Genomic DNA, 21,029 nt, shown 5'->3' on the forward strand with positions numbered 1-21,029 from the left:
CGAGTTGGGATGATGAGGGAGATTTCGGCCGAGTGGTGAGGAGACTCGCATGGGCTGACCTTTCTAAGGGGCGGAGATAGAGATGAAATGCTCCAAATGTGGAAGGGAAGCGGTATACTTTGCTAAATATGAGGGAAAATACTACTGCCACAAGCACTTCAATGAAATGGTCGAGTCAAAGGTAAAGAGGACTATAAGGAAGTATAGGATGATAAAGAAGGGCGAAAGAATTGGAGTCGCCGTGAGTGGTGGCAAAGATAGCGTCGTACTTTTACACCTTCTAGCAAAGCTAAGGAAGAAGTTCCCCTTCGAAATAGTCGCCATAACGATTGATGAAGGTATAAAAGGATATAGAGACAAGAGCATTAAAGTTGCAAAGAAGAATGCCGAGCTTTTAGGGGTGGAGCATCACATCTATAGATTCAAGGATTACATAGGGTTCACCCTTGATGAGACCGTTGAAATCATGGGTGCAAGAGGAGAGAGGTTAGGAGCTTGCTCATACTGCGGAGTATGGAGAAGATGGCTACTAAATAAAGCAGCAGAAGAACTTAAAGTGGATAAGTTAGCCTTAGGGTTAAACCTAGATGACGAGGTTCAAATGTTCCTAATGAATCTTATGAGGGGGGACGTTGCGAGACTTGGAAGAACTGGACCTTACTATGAGGTAATTCATGAAGGATTAGTTCCAAGGATAAAACCTCTAAGGGAAGTTCCTGAAAAGGAAATAGTCCTATACGCAGTTCTGAATAACATAGAGGTTGATTTAAGCGAATGTCCTTATGCGGTTGAAGCTTTCAGGGCAGAAATAAGGGATTGGTTGAATGAAATGGAGGAAAAGCATCCTGGAACTAAGTACCAGCTTTTAAGGAGCTACGATAAGATATTCCCACTCCTAGCTAAAACCTATGCCAAAAAAGTAAAACTCAACCGTTGCAAAATATGCGGTCAACCAACAAGTGGAGAAATATGTAAGGCTTGTCAATTCAGGCTACAAGTCAAGGAAAGAGCAGAGAAGCTTAAGTTTAGTCTTTCCCAAAGGTGAGCCTTGTTAAGAAATTTCCTCATCCTAAGCTCTACCATTTAGGCCCCTCCTCTTTCTCAACTCTAATCCTTGGTAAAGATATTAACAGCAGAAAGAGAGCAAAGACTCCAAATACGGCTTCTATTAGAAACACCTTAGGAGTATTTAAAACTCTCGAAAGCTGAGAATACGAAGCTAAAGTATCGACCAAGCCATGAACAGTAAAAACTCCAAGGAAAATTCTTAAATTAGAACTAGCCAAGAGTGACGTACTAGCGACATGAAATACCACAGCAAAGAATCTTTCAGTGGCCGAAGCCACTAATAAATACAGGGGAACATTTGATGATCCAGCTAAAGTTGCAACCACCGCAAGAAGTATAACCTCAGCAATCCCAAAACCAAGCCCTACCATTGCTCCCTTGTAAGGTGTCATACCCTTGACGAAGATGTACTTAATCCCTTCCTGAATAAAGCCGGCCAAAAATCCTAACCATAGGCTGATTAACAACTTAGCATGAACGTTAAACCAAACCAGGGAAGCTTTCTGAATGATGCTTTGGATCGTAATGGCGATCCCAAATATAAATAACCCAAGGAGAAACTCCCCAGCATAAAATCTCCTTAACCTTAAAAAATATACAAAGAGCCAAGCTAAGATGCCACCAAAAATAAGAAAAGGTGCAGAGTTCATTTTTCAACCCTCTCAACGACGACTGCAGTTCCATATGCATATATCTCGGCCATGCTTCCACCGAGATTCGAAGTAGCAAATCTAAAGTTTACCACAGCATTAGCTCCAAGCTCTTTAGCGTGAAGGGCCATTCTCCTTAAGGCTTCCTCCCTCGCCTCGGCCATCATCTCAGTATACTCCTTCACTTCTCCACCCTTTAGATTTCTCAGTAAAGCCATTATATCCCTACCTATATGAGTAGCCCTAACAGTACCACCCCTAGCAACGCCTTTGACTTCCACAACTTTATATCCTGGAATCTCTGGAGTTGTTACTACTATAATTCCCTCTATAGTCTTCATATCTTTCACCTAAATTCATTTTTGATCTACAAAGGTTTTAATAAGTTATCGAACCTTATGCAAATCCATGAGAGCCATTATTAAGACTTCTATCTCTCCTCAAGAAATTAAAGACATTGCAAAGGGATTAAACCTCAGTATCAAAATCCTAGGAAAGGAAGAGATAAGGATAATCACGTTGTGGAAGATCGAAATTGAGGGTGAAGAAAGGAAAATAAAAGCTTTTATGAAAAAGTTAAGAATGGCAAGAGCGGGAGGTTGACTAAGTTAATTTAACAAGAGCTTTTAAGTGCAAAGTATCAACGAGGAACTATGAGGGAGTACATAAAAGAGGGAATTAAGCTGGCCGTAACGAATATACCAGAAGATGTCGTATCAGCAATAAGAGAGGCACTAGAGAGAGAAGAAAGTAAGATAGCTAAATACAATTTAGAAATGATCCTAAAAGCCATAGATATAAGTAGAAAGGAAGGAATTCCAGTATGCCAGGATACAGGAACCCCAATATTCTTCGTCAGGACTAATGGCCCAATAAATAAAATATATGATGAAATAGTCAAGGGTGTCGAGATTGCAACAAGAGAAGTCCCATTGAGGCCCAATGCCCTTCACGTTCTTGATGGAAAAGTCATTGGAAATGTTCCAGAAGTTCATTTTGAACCGGGAAAGGAAACTTTAATCTCAATACTTATGAAAGGCGGAGGAAGTGAGAATTGCACGGCCCTCTTTCCCCTAACCCCAGCGGAAGGACTTGAGGGTGTTAAAAATAAGGTAATAGAACATGTTCAAAGCTGTGGAGGAAAGCCATGCCCACCAATAATAGTGGGGATAGGAATAGCGAGTCCAGCCGAGAAGGCAATTATCCTAGCAAAGAAAGCGCTACTTAGAAGAATCAGCGAGAGACATCCAAATGAAAAGCTTGCAAAATTTGAGAGGGAACTTTTGGAGGAAATAAATTCCTTGGGAATAGGCCCCATGGGGCTCGGAGGAAGGACAACTGCTTTAGACGTAAAGGTGGAAGTCGAAACTAGGCACCCTGCAAGTTATATAGTTGGGGTTGTAATTCAATGTTGGGCCCATAGGAGAGCTTTCATCAAAGTAAGTGAGGGAGGAGTTAAAATATGGCAGTAATAAAACTTAAAACCCCACTTTCACTTGAGGAAATCCTCAAGCTTAACGTCGGTGACTTAGTTTATCTCTCAGGTGTAATATACACGGCAAGGGATCTAGCTCACAAGAGATTTCTCTCCCAGGGATTTCCCTTTAATCCAGAAGGGGCCGTGATTTACCACTCTGGTCCCCTCGTGAAAGATAAAAGGATAGTCTCAGCTGGACCAACGACGAGCACAAGAATGAACCCCTACTTAGACTTTCTATTCTCTAAGGGAATTCGAGGGATAATAGGAAAAGGAGGCATGAATCCAGAACCTTTTAAGGGGAAAGCTGTATACTTCGCATTTCCTGGGGGAGCTGGTAGCTTAGCAGCGAAGCATCTTACAATAAAAAACGTTTACTGGGAGGAATTAGGAATGACAGATGCCGTTTGGGAGCTCGAAGCTAAAGAGTTACCTCTCCTAGTGGCGATAGATGCTAAGGGGAGAAGCCTTTATGATAGACATTAGAGATGTCATTGGTACCATAATAATCTTGGGAATCATGATTTGGATAGTAATGGCAGTTATAGCTGAGAGAAGAGGGAGAGAGAAGGCAAAAAAGCTCTTCAATTTAATAAGGGTTGAAGATGATAAAATAGTACTTCCCAGGAAAATGAGAATTAAAAAGGGAAGAATAAAGCTTCAAGGAGAATGGAAACGCACAAGTAGGGGAGGACGCTACTACCACATCTCTAAGGAATTTAAAGAAAAAGACGAATTTGAAGGAGAGTTTATTGAGCTAAGACCAACGAGGTTTAAGCTAATAATGTCAAAAGATGAGAAAACCCTTCTGGAGGGGGAAGCATACCTCCTGGAAGATGAGAATGTTATAATTCCCATAATTCCATCGTATGAGTTCTCTCTTGAGAGGAGTAACTTAGAAGTATCCTGGGAAAGCGACTTTGTAAGTGCAGTTCTTAGAGTTAACGGTAACATTTCAGGAATCGTAGGGGGAAATATAAACAAGGCAAGGCAAGCTAGGGTTGAGATTAGAACAGAGAACCCAAAGGTAAGTGTTCAGCTATTTAAGGGGAAGGAAGGAGAATTTAAATACGAGCCCCTAAAGAATAAGCTAATCCTAATAACGAACATGAAGGCCATTGATCTTAAAAAGCTCAGAAAACTGGAAAAGCCGTTCATATATGGACATGGAGAATTCTACATTATCCTAATCCTCGACATTCCTTTCAAAAAGGATGTAATAGATTCAATGAAGATTAAGGTTACAACAGGGGATTATATGCCAGAAGGGGAAATTAGAAAGATATTGTTGTCATAATACAAAAGAAAAAGGATTAAAAAGAAGGCTTACTTGTGAGCATATATTGCGATAACTTTATCCCCCTCAATTCTGTCTATCCTTACAAAACCGAAACGTTCAAACTGGACTATTTCGTTAACTTGAACTTTGGCATCCTTCTCGAGCAATCCCTTCCTCACTACAAGCTCGTCTCCTTCAGGAATTATAACCTCACAGGGTCTACCTTCGGTAACCCAGTGAACCATCTTCCACCTGTTCTTCTTTGCAATTTCATATTCAAAGCTGTAGAACCTAGCTCTTATTTTGTCTCCAACTTCAAGTATTTCAACATTGAAGAGATCCTTTAACCTCACAAAATTGCCTGGTTTTAAGAGATTCAAATCGTCTTTCGAAACGTAAACAGGTCTTTCTGGAGTGAACTTAAGCCTTCTAACGCCCCTTTCAGGATGGTCAGGATGAAGCGGTATCTCTGCTATAAATTCAGGAGCCCCTTCGACTTCCATCGGAATTGGATCTGCAACAAAGAAATATCTATTGGCAATTGGATCAACAAGTTTTCTGTTTATCGCTGCCAGATTCTCCCAACTGATCGTCGCGTCACTTTTCTTCAATCCAACTTCTATGATCAATTCTTTTATGGCTTCAGGAAGAATTCCCCTCCTCCTCAAAGCTCTTATCGTTCCAAGCCTAGGATCATCCCAACCGAGATACTTACCTTCTTCTATTCCTTTCCTTGTCTTGGATTTGCTTAAAACAACTCCCTCTATGCTAAGCCTCCCGTGATGGATCGTGACGGGATACTCCCAACCAAAGTACTCGTAGATATACCTCTGTCTAGTCTCGTTCTCGGCGTGCTCCTGTCCACGGAAGATATGGGTAACTCCAAGCTCGTGATCATCAATCGCTGAGGCAAAATTGTAGAGAGGCCATACCCTGTACTTATTTCCGGTTCTCGGATGGTTTGGGTTATCAATTATTCTAAGTGCGGGCCAATCCCTAACCGCAGGATTTGGGTGATTTAAGTCAGTCTTTATCCTTACAACAGCTTCTCCTTCTTTATATTCGCCGTTTAACATCTTCTTCCAGCGCTCGAGCTGAACTTCCACAGGCTCATCTCTATGCGGACATGGAATTCCCTTATCTCTAAGCTCTCTGAACTTCTCTGGAGGACAAGTGCAGACATATGCTTTACCCATTTTTATTAGTTCCTCAGCGTACTTGTAGTAAATTTCGAGTCTATCACTAGCGTACACTATTTCATCTGGCTTTATTCCAAGCCACTCTAGATCTTCAATTATCATCTTGTAGAATATGGGTTCAGGCCTCTTGACTTTTGGATCGGTATCATCAAAGCGGAGTATAAACTTCCCACCGTACATCTTGGCGTATTCATAACTAAGTATTGCGGCCCTTGCATTACCCAGGTGAAAAGCACCATCTGGATTTGGAGCAAAGCGAGTAACGACCTTGCCTTTCTCTGCTTTAGGAAGAAGAGGTAGTCCCTTCTTTTCCTTCTTCTCTTCCTTCTTTTCAAAGTACTCTGGATATATATCCTTAAGCTTTTCCAGCTGCTCATCCCTTGCTAGTGAGTTGACCTCTTCCACTACCTTATTAATTATGGGAATTATCTCCTTGGCCCTGGGCCTAAGCTCAGGGTTCTCGCCGAGCACTTTACCGATGACGGCCTTAAGATTAGCCTTACCTCCATGCTCAATTGCATTAATAAGGGCATGTTTGAGAGCTATCTTTTCCACATCCATACCTCCCTCACCACTCCTTGCAGGTGTTAAGGATTGATAAAGATTTAGACAAGGTCAGCGATAGCTGGTGTCATCATCGTTCAGTCCCGAAACCGGTCATCATTCCTAAGTATTTTTGACTCTCCTTTATTAAATCCTTTAGGTGATTACATGGAGAATGGTTCAATCCTTCACTCTTACTTCCTTAGGTCTCTCCCATTCCTGATCTCAGCCCTCATCGTTAATTCATTGTAAAATGAAAAGAGGGGAAGAAGTTTATAGTTACTGGGTTTCTCATTAGTTTTATCGGCTATATAGGAGTTGGGCTTATCTTCGCCTACATTATCCAGCTTCCCTCCTTCCAATCGAACTACACACGGAAGGTGCTCCTCCAGAGAACATATCTTATAGCCAAGCTTAGCCGTAACATTTGCTTCTCTCCTAATTAGTAGTTTGGGGAATTTCAAAGTTAATCGATTAAGTTCCTTCTATAGATATTCCCCTCTCTTTTAATTCATCAATTATCCTCCTAAACGTATCCTCCCTCATTCCCAAGATTTCTGGGGGGATTACTCCAAAGGTGCAGGTATTTTCAGCGACTATCCTAGAGATTATCGCTGCAGTGAATCCCGTAACCCTCGACATTGAGGAAAACATGCTATCTTCCTCATCGTACAGGAAAAACTCCATTTCACCTTCTTCTCCTTTCCCTACCACTTTCATAATTGAAAAGTCCTTGGTCTCATATCTCATGAGGGGTTCAATAACCCTGAGCGTGAAGTCCAAGTTCTCAGGCTTAAAGAAGCCAAGCTCCCTTAGAACCTTAATCTTCTCTAGATGTCCAGGCCAACGTAGCGTCCATTCCTCTAGTCTCTCAGAATTTATAGTTTCTAACATGCTCCTCAATCCATCGCTAATAAACGCTTCAAACTCGAACTTCCCGATCTTAACTTTCTTAACTTCAGAGAGTGGATCAACCTTCGAGACCTTTCCATTCCTGATAACTCTAGCAGGCCTTGTGTACTCCTCTATTAGATCCCTGGGGGACCATGTTATCTTATAATAAAGGGGTGGTTTTGGATCCTTGGGTAGCCCACCTACGTATATGTATCCTTCCTTTAGATCCAATTCCTGAAAGATTCTACCCATTAGAATGTTGCTAAGACCAGGAGCAAAGCCAGCATCGAATACTATAGTAACCTGGGCCTTTTCAGCTTCATCCCTTAGTTCCAATGGGTTTTCAGGCATAAAAGAGACATCGACCATGTCAACCTTAGATTTTATCGCAGCTTTAATGCTTTTAAATCCCAGGAACCCTGGTAAAGCTCCTATAACTAACTCAAATTCTTTCATAACCTCAACGAGCTTATCAAAATTGCTTGCATCGACTTTTAAAGGTGTTGCAAATTCCTTTACTTTCTCAAGATTCTCGTTATTTACATCTCCAATGTACACGTCGAATTCATCCTTAAGATCCCATGCTATAGCCCTTCCAATATTCCCAGCCCCTAAAATAAGGACTTTCATAGGATTCACCCAGATTTATTTCTCTTACGCCTGTTATAATTTTTATTAGAAATGGTGGGCCCGCGGGGATTCGAACCCCGGACCTCCGCCTTGTGAGGGCGGCGTCATAACCAGTCTAGACCACGGGCCCCTTTCCACTAAACTCCGCTTACATAGAATATTTAAAAATTTCGGAGAAAGCTAATATATATAGATCCAGAATTATCCCTGACTAATGACATGACAAGCCGAAAGTCATTTATACATATTCTTGTCAATGTCCATTGGGGAAAGGGAATGAATCAATACGAAGCCATTAAAGAGAAAATCAAAGTAATCAGAATGCTGAGGATATTGAAGAAAACGTACACATATGAGGATCTATCAAAAATCACAGGACTTCCAATAACAGTACTAAACCGATATGTTAGGGGAAAGGTTTTACCGAGCATTGAAAGGGCTAAAGAGCTAGAAGAAAAACTTAAGCCATACTTAAACCTAGAGGAAGAAGTGAAGAGGAGACTTAAATTTGATTCATTCGGCTTTTTTGATACGATGAGTGTCCTTAGTGATACTAACTTATTAGCCTTGATAGCGGAAGAGGTTGCATTAAAATACCTAAGAACTGGGGTCAGTAAAGTTTTAACGGCCGCTACCGACGGGATACCATTAGCAGTTCAGATAGCAAATGAACTTGGCATAGACGTTGTCTACGCCAAGAAGAAGAAGGAGGTTGGAATCGAAAAATTCTATGAGGTAAATTATGTCCCTAGCGCCTCTGGGAGTATAACGACACTTTACCTACCCATGTGGGCTATCAAAAGAGGAGAAAGAGTGCTCATTGTAGATGACGTCGTGAGAAGCGGTGAAACTCAGAGGGCATTGGTGGAGCTCTGCCATCAAGCAGATGCTACTCTAGTGGGAATGTTCTTCCTAATAAGCGTTGGTGATGTAATAGATAAACTCCAGGAAGAGTACAACATACCTGTTGATGCTCTTGTAAAGCTTTAGGGCTCCAGCCGAAAATCTTCCTTTACTATTTCTAACACTACATGAGTGTTCGTCTTTTCAACACCATCTATACTTAAGACTCCCTTTACAAACCTATTCATATCCTCCCTGTTCCTGAACTTTGCAATTACTATTATGTCATATTCTCCCGTTACATCATAAACACACGTTACTCTTTTATCCTTAGCTATTATCCTCTCAATTTCCCTTATCTTCTTTCCCTGTGCTTTTATCCCTATTATTGCCGTCAAATCATATCCTATGCTTTCATAGTTTAGCTTAACCGTAAAAGCCTGAATTACGCCAGAGTCCTCAAGCTTCTTAATCCTATTGTAGATTGTTCCAACCGCAACGTTTAAGTCCTTGGCTATTTCTCTATAAGATGTTCTTGAGTCTTTCAAGAGAATCTCCAATATCTTTCTATCTAATGCGTCTAACTCCATTTTTAACACCTAACTCCTTGAGTACTTCACCGAAGTAAGATTCAATTATTTCCTATATAGTAACACCTTCCGGATGATTTATTCCTGGACAGTCAACATTTCTAACGTAAATCTCAAGCTCGTCCCCATGTCTAACTAAGGCAAAGGGATAAAGTCTGCACGCTAATGGCCTATGCTCATATATTCTACATTTTTTGGTCTCAGGATCAAGGAATACACATGCATTGTCAAACGGCCTCTTCTTTAATGTGTAGCCTAAGAATTTAGGCCCCCTATAAACCATCTTCGTAAAGTCGACGAAGTAATCCTCATCGTAACCTAACTTCTTTATCCTTTCAATGTCTTCCTCTCTAAGGGGAATATCGTTTTCAATACAGCACTTTCCACAGTTATCTAAACATTTAAACCTAAAATCTTCCTTAATAACCTCCAATTCCCCCGTTTTTAAATTAATCTTGGCTATTAACTCTCCTTCCATCCCTTACACCCTTCAATAGGAACTTGCTATTAAGGTTTCACTAATCTCTATTCCTCGAAGTTTTCTTAGAACCTTATCGTGAAACTCGTCTAAAGCCTTTATTCCCTCAACGGAAAGTCTAATAATTATATCATAGTCCCCATACAATCTATAGATTTCCTTGACCTCTGGCCTATCCTTCAATTTTTCATAAACCTCGTTTTCTAGTCCTGGCCTTACTACAAGTAATATGAACACCTCCATCACATCCCAAACCTCCTTGCCAGTCTTGACAATTGTCTCTTATTCATACTCTTAAAGAACTTCTTCATCTGATTATATTGAGTTAGCAATTCTTTAACATCCTTTATCGATGTCCCAGATCCTCTAGCGATTCTCTTTATCCTGGAGTAATTTATTATTTCAGGGTTCATAAGCTCTTCCTCTGTCATTGAGTCCATTATTACCTTGAACTTTCTAAGTCTTTCCTCACCGACGGATATGAGCTCATCTGGAAGGGAGTATCCCAAACCAGGGATCATTCTAAGTATCTGCTTAAGGGGGCCCATCTTTCTCATCGCTTCAAGCTGAGCATACATATCCTTCAGGGTAAACTTACCCCTCAGGAACCTGTCTATATCTTCCTCGGTGAATTCAACCTCTTTTTCAAGTTCTTTAAACTTTTCAAGTAACCCTTGAATATCTCCAAGGCCAAGCAATCTAGAGACAAACCTAGCTGGATCAAAGGGCTCCAAGTCATCTATCTTTTCTCCAACTCCTATGAACTTTATTGGGGCCCCAGTAGCAGCTACAGCGGATAATGCCCCTCCACCTTTTGCTGAACTGTCAAGCTTTGTCACAATAATTGACCCTATTGGCGTCGCCTCCTTAAAGGCCAGGGCCTGATTGTATGCTTGTTGCCCTATGGTTCCATCTATGACGAGGATTACTTCATGAGGTCTAATCTCTTCACTTATCATCCTCATTTCCTCGATAAGATCTTTCTCTTCCTTATGCCTCCCCGCCGTATCCACTATTATTAAATCAACATCTCTTGTCTTAAAGTATTCAACGCCCTCTTTGGCCAATTTTACGGCATCTTTCTCGTTGGGGTCGCCGAAGACTTCAATGTGATACGGATCTAAGAGCTGTTTCAATTGGTGATAGGCCCCGGGCCTCCAGGTATCTGAGCACACCACTCCGACTTTATATCCCCTTTTCTGGAAGTACCTCGCTAGCTTAGCAACGGTTGTTGTCTTACCACTTCCCTGAACGCCAACCGTAAGAAGTACAGTCGGCTTCTCCTTAATCTCTATCGGCTTAGCTTCAGTCCCTAGAAACTTTGTAAGTTCCTCATAAACTATCTTTATTATATGCTCCTTCTTTGATATTCCCGCAGGAGGTTTTTCCTCCAGGGCCCTCCTCTGAATCTCCTTAGTCAACTTGAGAACTAATCTAACGTTGACGTCAGCTTGAAGCAGGGCCCTCTGAATATCCCTAACAACCTCTTTAACTAGAGCTTCATCAACACTACCAGCTCTTGCTATCTTTTTTAGTGCATTACTGAGGGCCCTACCTAGTGAATCTAGAACCATTACCACTCACCTTCAAGTTAATCTTACTTTAAGACCCTTATAAACCCAGGAGCTCATGCTTAACCAGGGCAACTATATCCGAGTGAATATCCTCAATGCTTGATAGGGCATTAACTATCCTCATTTCAGGGAACATTTCAGCGAGTTTTAAATAGTTATGTCTAACCTTCCTTTGAAGTTCGACTATTTTATCGAACTCTGTTAGGGTTCCCCTAAGTTTAATCCTTCTTAAACTCTCCTTTACAGGTAAATCCAAGAGGATAGCTAGATCAGGTCTTGGTGCAAAAGAATTTACTTGAATTAGCCAGTTTAGATCGAGCCCCCTAGCCCATTGATATGCGAGGGAAGAATAAAAATACCGATCACAAATTACAACCTTACCCTCGCTTAAGGCTGGTAGAATTATTTTCTTTACGTGTTCAGCTCGATCGGCTGCAAATAGTAAAGCCTCTGCTTCATAACTTATTTTAGAACCATCTATAACGCTTTCTTCAAGAATAATCCTTCTTATAAGTTTTCCGAGTTCGCTATCGGTTGGTTCCTTAGTTAGCAAAACTTCATATCCTTTGTCCTCGAACCATTCAGCAAGTAGCTTAGCTTGGGTAGTTTTTCCTGATCCATCAATACCTTCAAGTACTATGAAATACCCCCTCATACGATCACCAAGTTATTAGGGAGCTTAGATAATCCATCAGAGACCACAGGCTGTCAAATTTTTTTACATCTCCATCTTTATAAAACTCAATGATTCCATCCGGCCTGAACCTCAAGCCAAAATCATAACTTCCCTTTGCAAGTTTCTGAAGGAATACTTCTTTGGGCTTTGGTGGTAGATAGCTTGTCATCATGTCATTTATTAAGTCGACATTTATACTAAACTTCTCACTTATCCTGGGGAATAATAGAACAGCAGGAGTATTCATGCAATCTACAAGGGCCTTCATATCTAACTTAAAATTATAGTGCTTTATAACATCGTGAAGGATATCCTCAAGGGCATTCGGATAATAAACAGTCGCTCCAATATCGCTGGGTGCGGCCTCAACAAACGTTCTCTTCTCGAGGATAGTTTCAACTTCTTCAGCATCTATTCCACTAATCTCAACTTTTACTCCACCATGATAATAAACATAAACGAATGGATAATCCTTTTTCTTGCCAAAATCCTTTAATGCTACCAATGGAATTAACCTCACATCCATTATGGTCGAGCCCGTGCTCACGATTCCTACCGCTAGAGCTCTCTTACCATATCGCGAAATCGCCCTTCCATCCCTACCAATAACTATCGTTCCCTGGGATACTGTCCCTATCGCTCTACCAAGTAATGCAAGTTCCTCAGGATTAAATTTCTCTGAGCTATACAATTCCATCCAATACACCCCCTAATCTGGAAGCACGATACTCTCTCTTCCAACCTTTGAGTCAGTCCAAATCTTAACGTTTGCCCCAATCTTACTGTATTCTTCTATTACGGAATTATCCCCTATAACACTTCCGGGTTCAATGACGGCCCCTCTTCCTATATACACATTTTCCCCTATTATAGCTTCCCTTATCTCAACTTCATCCTCAATCGTGACGTTTGAAAATATAACTGATCTCTCTATCTTAACATCTCTTCCAACTTTAACATTATTCCCCAAGACTGCAAAGCCAACTATCTTGGGATTCCTAATCAAGCATTTGCTCCCTGTAAACAGGCTACCACCTCTCTCAATATTTCCCTTATCCCTTCCCACATTAATCTGAGGTAACCTAAGTTTACCCAGGAAAACATCTTCCGTTGCCTGAAGATACGTTGAAGGTCTACCAACGTCATTCCAGTACTCATCAAAAGGAAATCCATATATTGGAATCCCTTCCTCTAGCATCTTGGGAAAGAGGTCTAGCGAGAAATCAAAAGCTTTACCTCTAGGAATTAAGTCCAAGATCTCAGGCTCAAAGATGTAAATCCCCGCATTTACTAAGTTACTTGGCGCTTCCTCTCTTTTTGGCTTCTCCTTAAAGTATAGAATTCTATTTTCATTATCGAGAACCGCAACTCCATAGGGTGTTGGATCTTCAACTTTAGTCAAGGCCATTGTTGCTATTCCACCCTTTTCTCTGTGAAATCTTATAAATGAGTCAAAGCTAAGGTTCGTAAGTACATCGCTAGAGGCTACAATGAATGTGTCGTCTATAAATTTCTCGGCCTTCTTTAGTGCGCCAGCAGTACCAAGCTTTATATTCTCACCATTGGAATACTTAATCTCAACTCCAAATTTATCTCCCCTTCCAAAGTATTCAATTATCTTCTCCTTTAGATATCCAACGAGAACTATTATTTCCTCAACTCCTATCCCAATAAGGTTCATCAACATATATTCCATTAGAGGCTTATTAAAAAAGGGAATCATTGGCTTTGGCCTATACACCGTTAGAGGTAACAATCTTGTTCCCTTTCCACCTGCCAATAATACCGCTTGCATAGTAACTCCCAGAGTTTTTATTACCTTTATAAGATATTAAATTTTTGTAAAAAGGAAAACTAGTCGGCAAACGTTATAACCTTAAGCGTTATTGGCCTTCTAACAACGTTAGCCTTTTTGGCGCCTATAAGGTATCTAACCCCCTTCTCGCTTACCACGTCAATTAACCTTTGAGTTATTATACCATTAAATACTATCGCGTACACACCATCATTTTCCTCAATTGCGTTTAATAAGTCTCTGGTGTGAACTTCGGCAATTATATTTTTGTTCTCATCTAACAGCAATGCAACAGGATCCGGACTATTCTTTACCCTCTCAACGAATTCCTCAAATCCTTTATAATCCTGCTTTATCACAGGTAGTGGCTTGACTATCTTTTCATTAACCTTAACTTGTTGCTTTGGCTGTGTTTCTGCTTTTTCTTGTGGTTCTTCCTTTACTTTCCCTTCTCTCTCTCGTACTATCTCATAGAAGCTCTTGCCCTTATTAAAGAGCTCATTATAGACCTCTTCTGCTGGAACCTTACTTCTCAACGCCTTGATTATTTCCTTCTTTGTAAGTTCCTCTACCTCCTTACCTTCCGGGGCCCTTGCCACGTAATCTATATCAGCAACTTGAAGTAACTCCTTCAATATAAGTTCTCCACCCCTGTCGCCATCCGTAAAGGCCGTAACTATTCTCTCCTTGCTTAACTTTATTATCGTCTCGGGAATAGATGTTCCTTCAACTGCTATCGCATTTTTAATTCCGTGCCTCAATAAGTTTAGAACATCGGCCCTTCCTTCAACAACTATTATTGAATCGGAGAAGGGTACATGTGGTCCTGCTGGTAGCTTCTCTGGACCATATTCTATTAGTTCCATTTCTCTAACGGCTTTTCTAACTTCTTCAACAAGTTCCTGGGTTTCCGGTATTTCTTCCTCGATTAGTGTTTCAAGGATCTCCTTTGCTCTCTCTATTATGTACTTCCTCTTACTAGCCCTCACATCTTCTATCTTTACAACCCTTATCTTGGCTTCACATGGTCCTACCCTATCGATGGTTTCCAAAGCTGCAGCTATTATTGCAGTTTCAACTCTGTCCAAGCTTGAAGGGACTAAAATTGTCCCATAACTCTTCCCAGCCTTAGTGTGAACTTCAACTTTTATTCTCCCAATTCTTCCAGTCTTTTGAAGTTCTCTCAAGTCCAAATCATCCCCAAGCAAGCCCTCAGTTTGACCGAAAATAGCACCAACAACATCAGGCCTCTCAACAACACCATTTGCTTCGAATTCAGCATGAATTATGTACTTTGTTGTTCCAAAGTCATCCTTACCTGCCATAACATCACCCTCTTTTATTTTTTCAAATCTTTTCTTTTCTGAAATAAGCTGACGAATTATTGCCTTCTCCCTTTTCATCAAATTCCCTCCTCTGGGGGCCAGAAACGGAGACTAACCCTAAGATATAGACTATAAAGATCCTCTATTCCTTTAATATCCTTTTTTGCTATCATTTTTAGCTCCCTTCTTGTCTCTGTATCTACCTTGCATCCATACCCTTCCAGATACCAAGCCAGCTTCCTTGCAAGCTCTTCCCCTTTCCTGTCCAGATCTGTAAGGATCATTACCTCATCATATTCTGATGCAATTAAAGCGACTTCAGGTAGAGGTAAACGGGAAAGCTTTATTATCTCCGCTCTGACCCCCAATTTTCTTAAGGAAGCTTCATCTCGCGCTCCTTCTACGATGATAGCACCTTCAAACTCTCGTAATTTATCTATGATAGCTTCAAATCTCTTATAGTTTTCGAGGTACATTTTGACGTGGAGTTGATAGTTCCAGGAATTATAAATCTTTTGCGGAGAAATAGCTTGAAGAAATTTCAACCTAACACAACATTTTCACCTTACCATGGTAACTCATAGGCTCCTCATAGAATTCTTCCATAAGTTTCTGCAGTCTTCTTGAGATATTAATTTGCACTCCCCATGATCCCTCTATCTTTCCTTCGGCCGCCATTCTTCCTAAGAATTTTTTCATTTCATTGCTTAGGGGAGAAGGCTTACATCTCGCCCAGGGCGTGCCAGGAAGGGGCATAAAGTAATGGGCCCTAACCTTTCCCCCCTTCCTCATTATCCATTTCATTAGCTCAATACTCTTCTTCTGGCTCTCAGGAGATTCATTTGGTAATCCAACAATGAAATCTACCACAGGCTCAAGTCCATACTCTAAGGATAGCTCAACGGCATTAATCACATGTTCAACTTTATGGAGCCTATGCATGGCTTTAAGCATGGCATTATCTCCACTTTGAGCACCTATTGCTATTCTCTTAGTGTCGGTATACTTAACTAGTAACTCGAGCGTCTCCCTGGTAACAAAATCTGGTCTAACCTCACTGGGGAAAGTCCCATAAAATAATCTTCTCCCCTCTTTTCGCAGTGGCTGAAGAGCTCTTAAAAGAGCTTCAACTTTCTCTACTTTCAATATTCCCCCAGGACTACCGTATGCAAAGGCATTTGGGGTTATATAACGCATATCCTTCATTCTACGGGAATACTTAACTATCTGATCTATAGGCCTATGCCTCATTCTAAATCCCTTTGCATATGGAGTCTGACAGTAATAGCAACCGAAGGGACACCCCCTGCTAATTTCCATCGGAGATATTAGCTTCAATCCCTCTGGATAGGGAGGAAATTTCCAGAAATCTTCCACTTTTGCAAACCCAGTAAAGAAGAACCTCTCTCCCAGGTAAAAAGCAAGTCCTTTAATATCCGTTAACTCTTTCGTTATCTTATAATTCGATTTCTTTAATGAGGTTAGTAACCTGTACAATGTTTCTTCTCCCTCTCCAATAACGGCTATATCAAAACCAAGAACGTTTAACGTATGCTTAGGCATCGCTATTGCATGATAACCGCCAGCGACTAAGATAGGATTTATCTTTTCTTTTAGAATCTCAACCTCCTTTTTAACTTCATCGACCTCCTGGGAATAAAAGGAGTACAAAACAACTTTTGGCTTAGCCTTAACTATTTCATTCAAATCCTTTGTGACTAAAATATTAGATAAGTCATACCCCTGACTTTCTAATGCAGCTAATAAGTGGACGAATGCATTATGATTCCTCCTTGTAAGCCTAACAGCAACTTCCATCGAAGAATAGCTCATGGAAATCTACTTAAAAATAATACTAAAAAAGAAAGAAACATCAGCTCCTAATTGCAAGCTTAATATCCTCAACTTTAACGGTCTTTCTTCCGGCGTGCTTTGCAAGATCAACGGCCTTCCTTGCAATCTCGAGAGCCTTCTCCTCAAGGTGCTCTGCGAGTAACTTTGCAGCCTTCTCGCTAACTCTCTGAGCACCTGCCTTCCTTATAAGCCTGTCAACTGGTGCAATTGGTAACTCAGCCATTACCAACACCTCCTATCAGTCTTTTCATTTCAAAATGGGCGGAAAAACTATATAAATTTTTCGGATTTCTCATGCCTGCATAGAGATTATGGCCAAATAAGGATTCAATGAATTATAAATAATTGGAGTATTTGAGCATGTTCTTTATTGTAAAGGTTCATAAGCATCCATTTAACCAGTAAAGATGCTATCCAGGTAAGAAGAGAAATGGAAGAATTTGCCAATTTATGGTCTTATTTTTTAGTTAACTTTTTCCCTCTTAAGCTATATCCTTCAAGAAGCAATAACGATAGGGAAACTGCCAATATATCAGCTATACTACCAGGGTTCCTAAGATCGCCTCGTTCGTGCATAAATGCATAAAACTCGTCTAAACTAGCTTCTCCATTTAAAACTTCCCTCGCTTTTTCCCTAACAAGTTCGGCCTCATATAAACCAGCTTTTCTTTCTATAAGGGTATCTCTATATTTAGCAAGCATCCATAAGAATGTTATAATCACTCCCTCTTCCAAGGAGTACTCAGTTAAGTTCTTTTTAAGAATTCTAAACGCTTCATAAACTTTTGAGTATCCATTAATCCACTCGCAGAATATTAGCTCCCTTTCACAACTTATTTCAGCCAGTTTTGCCAAGTTAATATTATCCCTGACAAGTTCCTTAAACGAAGAGTCATCATAAACGTCGTATTTAACCCCCCTCTTCACACCTTTAGGGTTGGCTATTCTTATTGCCTTGTACAATTCTACAGAGTCTAAAGGAGTTGACTTTGAAATTAATTCATTTCCCCTTTTTCCACATCTTTTAACTTCATATCCCTCACCAAGAGCAACTAAAAGGGGTATGCTCAGAACTATTATACCAAAGTTTGGATTTGAATCTTGATGCTTCTTTGCCCAAAAAACGGAATCTCTAATTAGCTTTCCAAGCCCAACATCCCCCTCTATAATCTTACCTTCCTTTAAGAGAATACCTCTCTCAACGGCCTTTAAGTAGGGAAATATTAGGGAGGTATTTGCAAATAGGAAATGGTAAATGGTTAAGTCCTCAAAATCCCTAATCCTTGATACGTTTCCAGGTTTTGGAACGGTGACCTCTATTAAAGGACCTAATATAAACGCCTGCACTATTTCTTCCTTCCTAATCATTAACTACTTCCACCCTCCCAATAACATCTGAAATCTTTATATCAATTTTCTTCTCACCCTTTGCCTTGTTCCTAACTTTTCCAAGGACTTCATCGATCTCCAAATTAACACCATAGCCACTAGGCACGATAACTTTTAGCTCTCCCAGAATGTCCCCAACTTCAACCCTCCCTACAACTTTGATGATAACTTTTCCCATTATGTCATCGCTTTCAAAGATCTCAACAGGAGAATAAGTTTCAACTTCTCCCAGGATATCTTCAGTCTTTAGAATTTTCAATGGAGTCCTAATTTCTATCTTTCCAAGAACGTCTCCTAACTCTAATTCACTCAGATTACCCCTTATTATTATTTCTCCATTCCTGTACTTACTGCACTCTTTGCATAATATTATCACTTTGTCTCCCTTTTGAGAGACGTTGATCGGAAGATTACTATAGATAGCTACTGGAGAAGAATTTCCTCCCTCTACTACTAACCTCCCATAGATCCTTGCTATCTTGACAATGCTTGCATTGTATGTTCCTATTTCCCTAACCTCCCCGGCCTCAATCAACGAGCTTTCACAGTGACAATTACATAGATGGTGAAAACTAAGGAATCCAAGGCCTAATAATGTTAAGCCTACTAATCCAACTATAAATAGGACAAGTAGGAAGAGAGCAAAACCTAATAATCCTCCTTTCCTCATTACTAACACCAGTAATAGTAGAAATCAAAATAATATAAAGTTTTTGATAAATCATTTAAGTAACTTTACAAATTCCCTCATCCAGGCATAAAGATCAGCTGGAACCCTGGAGCTAACCCAGTTCCCATCAACAACTACCTCTGCATCAACCCATTCAACCCCTGCATTTATCATGTCATCCTTAATCCCAGGATAGCTTGTTCCCTTTCTACCCCTTAGAACTCCAGCAGAAATCAAGATTTGAGGACCATGGCATATGCTAGCAACGGGCTTTCCTTCACTGAACATCTTTCTGGCTATGCTCACAGCTTTCTCATTTAATCTTACCCTTTCCGGTGCCCTTCCTCCTGGAAGGACTAATGCATCAAACTCCTCGGGATTAACTTTATCGAAAGTCAAGTCAACCTTAACTGAATATCCATGTTTCCCTGTAATTGTTCCCCTTTCAAAGCTTGCTATGTAAACTTCATGTCCCTCTTCTTTAAGCCTATGGTAAGGGTAAATTAGTTCCACATCCTCAAACTCGTTCGCTGTTAAGAATAGTACCTTCACCGTGCATCACCAAAAGGTTATTACATAATTTTCTTTAAAGGGTTTTGATGTAAGTAATAAGGTTTTAATCTCCATGATTAAACAACATTCTTGTAGAACCCAACAGGAGGTGTAAAATTAATTTCTTAGCTGAAGAAATATATGCTCAAAATTCCATACTCATTTTTGAAATTTGAGGAATGGGAGAAGATTGTTTGGAATCATTAAACATGGGGATAAAGTTCAACGAAATTTGTAACAACTTAAATGAGAAACCAAAAACAGAACTTAAAAAGGCTTATTAAATTATGAGAAGAGGCAATTGACAGAATTTGCCAAAAAGCTGGATTTTAACAAATTGTGAGGATTATAGAACTCCAGAAAAATTCTTAAATGCTTTAAGAGGCGAGTTCTCAAATTTTTCTTCATCAAATAACTTTTTAAAATCTTTTAAGCAATTCACGTTAGGCGAGCCGAAAGTAGGGGTGATGGAGATGATAACTATAAAGCCTGGTAAGATTACGGTTCAAGCTAATCCAAACATGCCAAAAGAAGTTGCTGAACTCTTCAGAAAACAGCATTATGAAATAGTCGGAAGGCATAGTGGAGTTAAGCTATGTCACTGGCTAAAGAAGAGCCTAACCGAAGGGAGGTTCTGCTACAAGCAGAAATTCTATGGGATACACTCCCACAGATGCTTACAAATGACCCCTGTTCTTGCATGGTGCACTCACAACTGTATATTCTGCTGGAGACCTATGGAGAACTTCCTAGGAACGGAGCTTCCACAGCCATGGGATGACCCAGCGTTCATAGTTGAGGAGAGCATAAAGGCCCAGAGGAAACTCCTAATAGGATACAAGGGAAATCCAAAGGTTGACAAGAAGAAGTTTGAAGAGGCCTGGAATCCAACCCACGCGGCGATAAGCCTCTCGGGGGAACCAATGCTTTATCCCTACATGGGAGATCTCGTAGAGGAATTCCATAAGAGAGGATTTACAACCTTTATAGTCACAAATGGAACAATCCCCGAAAGATTGGAGGAGATGATAAAGGAGGACAAGTTACCAACTCAGCTTTATGTTTCGATAACTGCTCCAGATATAGAGACGTACAACTCAGTTAATATTCCCATGATACCGGATGGGTGGGAGAGAATACTGAGATTCCTGGAACTTATGAGGGATTTACCCACAAGAACGGTGGTAAGGCTAACCCTCGTCAAGGGGGAAAATATGCACAGTCCAGAGAAATATGCAAAATTAATACTCAAGGCAAGACCAATGTTCGTTGAGGCTAAGGCTTACATGTTCGTTGGATACTCTAGGAACAGGCTTACAATAAACAATATGCCAAGTCATCAAGATATAAGGGAGTTCGCTGAAGCATTGGTTAAGCATCTCCCAGGTTACCACATAGAAGATGAATATGAGCCCAGCAGGGTAGTACTCATCATGAGGGATGATGTAGATCCCCAGGGGACGGGAGTTGAGGGAAGATTTATAAAGCATTGACCTCCTTTTCTTCCCTTCAATTTACAATAAACTCTTTAAACTACGGATCA

Annotated in this window: 26 protein-coding genes and 1 tRNA gene; 7 read left to right on the forward strand and 20 right to left on the reverse strand. The window is 40.4% G+C overall.

Annotation, left to right across the window (positions count from 1 at the left end; translation table 11 throughout):
* The first annotated feature begins 82 nt into the window (after positions 1 to 82).
* Positions 83 to 1,045: a TIGR00269 family protein gene (locus tag PH_RS07915; RefSeq protein WP_010885744.1), complete on the forward strand. Its 963-nt coding sequence runs from the start codon at positions 83 to 85 to the stop codon at positions 1,043 to 1,045.
* 31 nt (positions 1,046 to 1,076) lie between these two features.
* On the opposite strand, the gene PH_RS07920 is transcribed toward PH_RS07915, so the two are convergent.
* Both PH_RS07920 and PH_RS07925 read right to left on the reverse strand, forming a co-directional pair.
* Positions 1,077 to 1,718, reverse strand: coding sequence for a hypothetical protein (locus PH_RS07920; protein WP_010885745.1), 642 nt, complete (start codon positions 1,716 to 1,718; stop codon positions 1,077 to 1,079).
* Positions 1,715 to 2,059, reverse strand: a complete 345-nt coding sequence (locus PH_RS07925) for a YbjQ family protein (protein ID WP_048053454.1) — start codon at positions 2,057 to 2,059, stop codon at positions 1,715 to 1,717. The genes PH_RS07920 and PH_RS07925 overlap by 4 nt, the downstream gene beginning before the upstream one ends.
* 67 nt (positions 2,060 to 2,126) lie before the next feature.
* Between PH_RS07925 and PH_RS07930 the strand changes: the two genes are divergently transcribed.
* The 4 genes from PH_RS07930 to PH_RS07945 are packed head-to-tail and all read left to right on the forward strand — an operon-like array spanning position 2,127 to position 4,492.
* Positions 2,127 to 2,321 carry a TIGR04140 family protein gene (locus PH_RS07930; protein ID WP_010885747.1) on the forward strand — a complete coding sequence of 65 codons (195 nt, stop codon included), beginning with the start codon at positions 2,127 to 2,129 and terminating at the stop codon, positions 2,319 to 2,321.
* A 50-nt stretch (positions 2,322 to 2,371) separates the two neighbouring features.
* Positions 2,372 to 3,190 carry a fumarate hydratase gene (locus PH_RS07935; RefSeq protein WP_010885748.1) on the forward strand — a complete coding sequence of 273 codons (819 nt, stop codon included), beginning with the start codon at positions 2,372 to 2,374 and terminating at the stop codon, positions 3,188 to 3,190.
* Positions 3,181 to 3,681: a FumA C-terminus/TtdB family hydratase beta subunit gene (locus tag PH_RS07940; RefSeq protein WP_010885749.1), complete on the forward strand. Its 501-nt coding sequence runs from the start codon at positions 3,181 to 3,183 to the stop codon at positions 3,679 to 3,681. The genes PH_RS07935 and PH_RS07940 overlap by 10 nt, the downstream gene beginning before the upstream one ends.
* Positions 3,668 to 4,492 carry a hypothetical protein gene (locus PH_RS07945; RefSeq protein ID WP_231833697.1) on the forward strand — a complete coding sequence of 275 codons (825 nt, stop codon included), beginning with the start codon at positions 3,668 to 3,670 and terminating at the stop codon, positions 4,490 to 4,492. Before PH_RS07940 ends, PH_RS07945 begins: the two co-directional genes overlap by 14 nt.
* 29 nt (positions 4,493 to 4,521) lie before the next feature.
* Here the strand turns inward: PH_RS07945 and PH_RS07950 are convergent, their stop codons facing one another.
* The 4 genes from PH_RS07950 to PH_RS07965 all read right to left on the reverse strand — a co-directional run bounded on the left by PH_RS07950 (position 4,522) and on the right by PH_RS07965 (position 7,870).
* A complete protein-coding gene (locus tag PH_RS07950) occupies positions 4,522 to 6,234 on the reverse strand; it encodes a glutamate--tRNA ligase (protein WP_010885751.1) in 1,713 nt (570 codons plus the stop codon).
* A gap of 176 nt (positions 6,235 to 6,410) precedes the next feature.
* Positions 6,411 to 6,680 (reverse strand): hypothetical protein, encoded by a 270-nt coding sequence (locus PH_RS07955; RefSeq protein ID WP_010885752.1) that lies wholly within the window; start codon positions 6,678 to 6,680, stop codon positions 6,411 to 6,413.
* A gap of 10 nt (positions 6,681 to 6,690) precedes the next feature.
* Positions 6,691 to 7,740, reverse strand: a complete 1,050-nt coding sequence (locus PH_RS07960) for a saccharopine dehydrogenase family protein (protein WP_048053455.1) — start codon at positions 7,738 to 7,740, stop codon at positions 6,691 to 6,693.
* 52 nt (positions 7,741 to 7,792) lie between these two features.
* Positions 7,793 to 7,870, reverse strand: a tRNA-Val gene (locus PH_RS07965).
* A gap of 146 nt (positions 7,871 to 8,016) precedes the next feature.
* Here PH_RS07965 and PH_RS07970 point away from each other — a divergent pair.
* Positions 8,017 to 8,730, forward strand: coding sequence for a phosphoribosyltransferase family protein (locus tag PH_RS07970; RefSeq protein WP_048053456.1), 714 nt, complete (start codon positions 8,017 to 8,019; stop codon positions 8,728 to 8,730).
* On the opposite strand, the gene PH_RS07975 is transcribed toward PH_RS07970, so the two are convergent.
* The 14 genes from PH_RS07975 to pfpI all read right to left on the reverse strand — a co-directional run bounded on the left by PH_RS07975 (position 8,727) and on the right by pfpI (position 19,486).
* Complete coding sequence (locus tag PH_RS07975) at positions 8,727 to 9,173, reverse strand: Lrp/AsnC family transcriptional regulator (RefSeq protein WP_048053457.1); 447 nt, start codon at positions 9,171 to 9,173, stop codon at positions 8,727 to 8,729. The two genes, PH_RS07970 and PH_RS07975, sit on opposite strands and share 4 nt — an antisense overlap.
* Positions 9,174 to 9,225: 52 nt before the next feature.
* Positions 9,226 to 9,651 (reverse strand): YkgJ family cysteine cluster protein, encoded by a 426-nt coding sequence (locus PH_RS07980; RefSeq protein WP_010885757.1) that lies wholly within the window; start codon positions 9,649 to 9,651, stop codon positions 9,226 to 9,228.
* Between the two features lie 12 nt (positions 9,652 to 9,663).
* A complete protein-coding gene (locus PH_RS07985) occupies positions 9,664 to 9,894 on the reverse strand; it encodes an Lrp/AsnC family transcriptional regulator (protein ID WP_048053458.1) in 231 nt (76 codons plus the stop codon).
* The gene (locus PH_RS07990) at positions 9,894 to 11,225 is read right to left on the reverse strand and encodes a signal recognition particle protein Srp54 (RefSeq protein WP_048053459.1); all 1,332 of its coding nucleotides are present in this window, start codon (positions 11,223 to 11,225) and stop codon (positions 9,894 to 9,896) included. Before PH_RS07990 ends, PH_RS07985 begins: the two co-directional genes overlap by 1 nt.
* Positions 11,226 to 11,262: 37 nt before the next feature.
* Positions 11,263 to 11,880: a dTMP kinase gene (gene tmk, locus PH_RS07995; RefSeq protein ID WP_010885760.1), complete on the reverse strand. Its 618-nt coding sequence runs from the start codon at positions 11,878 to 11,880 to the stop codon at positions 11,263 to 11,265.
* Positions 11,881 to 11,884: 4 nt separating this feature from the next.
* A complete protein-coding gene (locus PH_RS08000) occupies positions 11,885 to 12,598 on the reverse strand; it encodes a phospho-sugar mutase (protein WP_048053460.1) in 714 nt (237 codons plus the stop codon).
* A 12-nt stretch (positions 12,599 to 12,610) separates the two neighbouring features.
* The gene (locus PH_RS08005; protein ID WP_010885762.1) at positions 12,611 to 13,696 is read right to left on the reverse strand and encodes a sugar phosphate nucleotidyltransferase; all 1,086 of its coding nucleotides are present in this window, start codon (positions 13,694 to 13,696) and stop codon (positions 12,611 to 12,613) included.
* A 59-nt stretch (positions 13,697 to 13,755) separates the two neighbouring features.
* Positions 13,756 to 15,099, reverse strand: coding sequence for a DNA primase DnaG (dnaG, locus tag PH_RS08010; protein ID WP_010885764.1), 1,344 nt, complete (start codon positions 15,097 to 15,099; stop codon positions 13,756 to 13,758).
* Positions 15,099 to 15,497 (reverse strand): toprim domain-containing protein, encoded by a 399-nt coding sequence (locus PH_RS08015; protein ID WP_010885765.1) that lies wholly within the window; start codon positions 15,495 to 15,497, stop codon positions 15,099 to 15,101. Before PH_RS08015 ends, dnaG begins: the two co-directional genes overlap by 1 nt.
* Positions 15,498 to 15,567: 70 nt before the next feature.
* Positions 15,568 to 16,839, reverse strand: coding sequence for a TIGR04013 family B12-binding domain/radical SAM domain-containing protein (locus PH_RS08020; RefSeq protein WP_143522667.1), 1,272 nt, complete (start codon positions 16,837 to 16,839; stop codon positions 15,568 to 15,570).
* 55 nt (positions 16,840 to 16,894) lie between these two features.
* Positions 16,895 to 17,098: an archaeal histone HpkB gene (hpkB, locus tag PH_RS08025; protein WP_048053461.1), complete on the reverse strand. Its 204-nt coding sequence runs from the start codon at positions 17,096 to 17,098 to the stop codon at positions 16,895 to 16,897.
* A 233-nt stretch (positions 17,099 to 17,331) separates the two neighbouring features.
* Complete coding sequence (locus PH_RS08030) at positions 17,332 to 18,243, reverse strand: triphosphoribosyl-dephospho-CoA synthase (protein ID WP_010885768.1); 912 nt, start codon at positions 18,241 to 18,243, stop codon at positions 17,332 to 17,334.
* Positions 18,236 to 18,934, reverse strand: a complete 699-nt coding sequence (locus tag PH_RS08035) for a hypothetical protein (RefSeq protein WP_048053462.1) — start codon at positions 18,932 to 18,934, stop codon at positions 18,236 to 18,238. The genes PH_RS08030 and PH_RS08035 overlap by 8 nt, the downstream gene beginning before the upstream one ends.
* Positions 18,935 to 18,985: 51 nt before the next feature.
* A complete protein-coding gene (gene pfpI, locus PH_RS08040; protein ID WP_010885770.1) occupies positions 18,986 to 19,486 on the reverse strand; it encodes a deglycase PfpI in 501 nt (166 codons plus the stop codon).
* Between the two features lie 473 nt (positions 19,487 to 19,959).
* On the opposite strand from pfpI, the gene twy1 reads away from it, so the two are divergent.
* Positions 19,960 to 20,979 carry a 4-demethylwyosine synthase TYW1 gene (twy1, locus tag PH_RS08045; RefSeq protein WP_173026584.1) on the forward strand — a complete coding sequence of 340 codons (1,020 nt, stop codon included), beginning with the start codon at positions 19,960 to 19,962 and terminating at the stop codon, positions 20,977 to 20,979.
* The last annotated feature ends 50 nt before the right edge of the window (positions 20,980 to 21,029 follow it).

The sequence above is a fragment of the Pyrococcus horikoshii OT3 genome, assembly GCF_000011105.1.
GTDB lineage: Archaea > Methanobacteriota_B > Thermococci > Thermococcales > Thermococcaceae > Pyrococcus > Pyrococcus horikoshii.

Excerpts from the sequence above, each read along its gene's own strand:
- PH_RS07915 (WP_010885744.1), top strand. The coding sequence starts at position 83 with ATGAAATGCTCCAAATGTGGAAGGGAAGCGGTATACTTTGCTAAATAT.
- PH_RS07920 (WP_010885745.1), bottom strand. The coding sequence starts at position 1,718 with ATGAACTCTGCACCTTTTCTTATTTTTGGTGGCATCTTAGCTTGGCTC.
- PH_RS07925 (WP_048053454.1), bottom strand. The coding sequence starts at position 2,059 with ATGAAGACTATAGAGGGAATTATAGTAGTAACAACTCCAGAGATTCCA.
- PH_RS07930 (WP_010885747.1), top strand. The coding sequence starts at position 2,127 with ATGAGAGCCATTATTAAGACTTCTATCTCTCCTCAAGAAATTAAAGAC.
- PH_RS07935 (WP_010885748.1), top strand. The coding sequence starts at position 2,372 with ATGAGGGAGTACATAAAAGAGGGAATTAAGCTGGCCGTAACGAATATA.
- PH_RS07940 (WP_010885749.1), top strand. The coding sequence starts at position 3,181 with ATGGCAGTAATAAAACTTAAAACCCCACTTTCACTTGAGGAAATCCTC.
- PH_RS07945 (WP_231833697.1), top strand. The coding sequence starts at position 3,668 with ATGATAGACATTAGAGATGTCATTGGTACCATAATAATCTTGGGAATC.
- PH_RS07950 (WP_010885751.1), bottom strand. The coding sequence starts at position 6,234 with ATGGATGTGGAAAAGATAGCTCTCAAACATGCCCTTATTAATGCAATT.
- PH_RS07960 (WP_048053455.1), bottom strand. The coding sequence starts at position 7,740 with ATGAAAGTCCTTATTTTAGGGGCTGGGAATATTGGAAGGGCTATAGCA.
- PH_RS07970 (WP_048053456.1), top strand. The coding sequence starts at position 8,017 with ATGAATCAATACGAAGCCATTAAAGAGAAAATCAAAGTAATCAGAATG.
- PH_RS07975 (WP_048053457.1), bottom strand. The coding sequence starts at position 9,173 with ATGGAGTTAGACGCATTAGATAGAAAGATATTGGAGATTCTCTTGAAA.
- PH_RS07980 (WP_010885757.1), bottom strand. The coding sequence starts at position 9,651 with ATGGAAGGAGAGTTAATAGCCAAGATTAATTTAAAAACGGGGGAATTG.
- PH_RS07985 (WP_048053458.1), bottom strand. The coding sequence starts at position 9,894 with ATGGAGGTGTTCATATTACTTGTAGTAAGGCCAGGACTAGAAAACGAG.
- PH_RS07990 (WP_048053459.1), bottom strand. The coding sequence starts at position 11,225 with ATGGTTCTAGATTCACTAGGTAGGGCCCTCAGTAATGCACTAAAAAAG.
- tmk (WP_010885760.1), bottom strand. The coding sequence starts at position 11,880 with ATGAGGGGGTATTTCATAGTACTTGAAGGTATTGATGGATCAGGAAAA.
- PH_RS08000 (WP_048053460.1), bottom strand. The coding sequence starts at position 12,598 with ATGGAATTGTATAGCTCAGAGAAATTTAATCCTGAGGAACTTGCATTA.
- PH_RS08005 (WP_010885762.1), bottom strand. The coding sequence starts at position 13,696 with ATGCAAGCGGTATTATTGGCAGGTGGAAAGGGAACAAGATTGTTACCT.
- dnaG (WP_010885764.1), bottom strand. The coding sequence starts at position 15,099 with ATGAAAAGGGAGAAGGCAATAATTCGTCAGCTTATTTCAGAAAAGAAA.
- PH_RS08015 (WP_010885765.1), bottom strand. The coding sequence starts at position 15,497 with ATGTACCTCGAAAACTATAAGAGATTTGAAGCTATCATAGATAAATTA.
- PH_RS08020 (WP_143522667.1), bottom strand. The coding sequence starts at position 16,839 with ATGGAAGTTGCTGTTAGGCTTACAAGGAGGAATCATAATGCATTCGTC.
- hpkB (WP_048053461.1), bottom strand. The coding sequence starts at position 17,098 with ATGGCTGAGTTACCAATTGCACCAGTTGACAGGCTTATAAGGAAGGCA.
- PH_RS08030 (WP_010885768.1), bottom strand. The coding sequence starts at position 18,243 with ATGATTAGGAAGGAAGAAATAGTGCAGGCGTTTATATTAGGTCCTTTA.
- PH_RS08035 (WP_048053462.1), bottom strand. The coding sequence starts at position 18,934 with ATGAGGAAAGGAGGATTATTAGGTTTTGCTCTCTTCCTACTTGTCCTA.
- twy1 (WP_173026584.1), top strand. The coding sequence starts at position 19,960 with ATGATAACTATAAAGCCTGGTAAGATTACGGTTCAAGCTAATCCAAAC.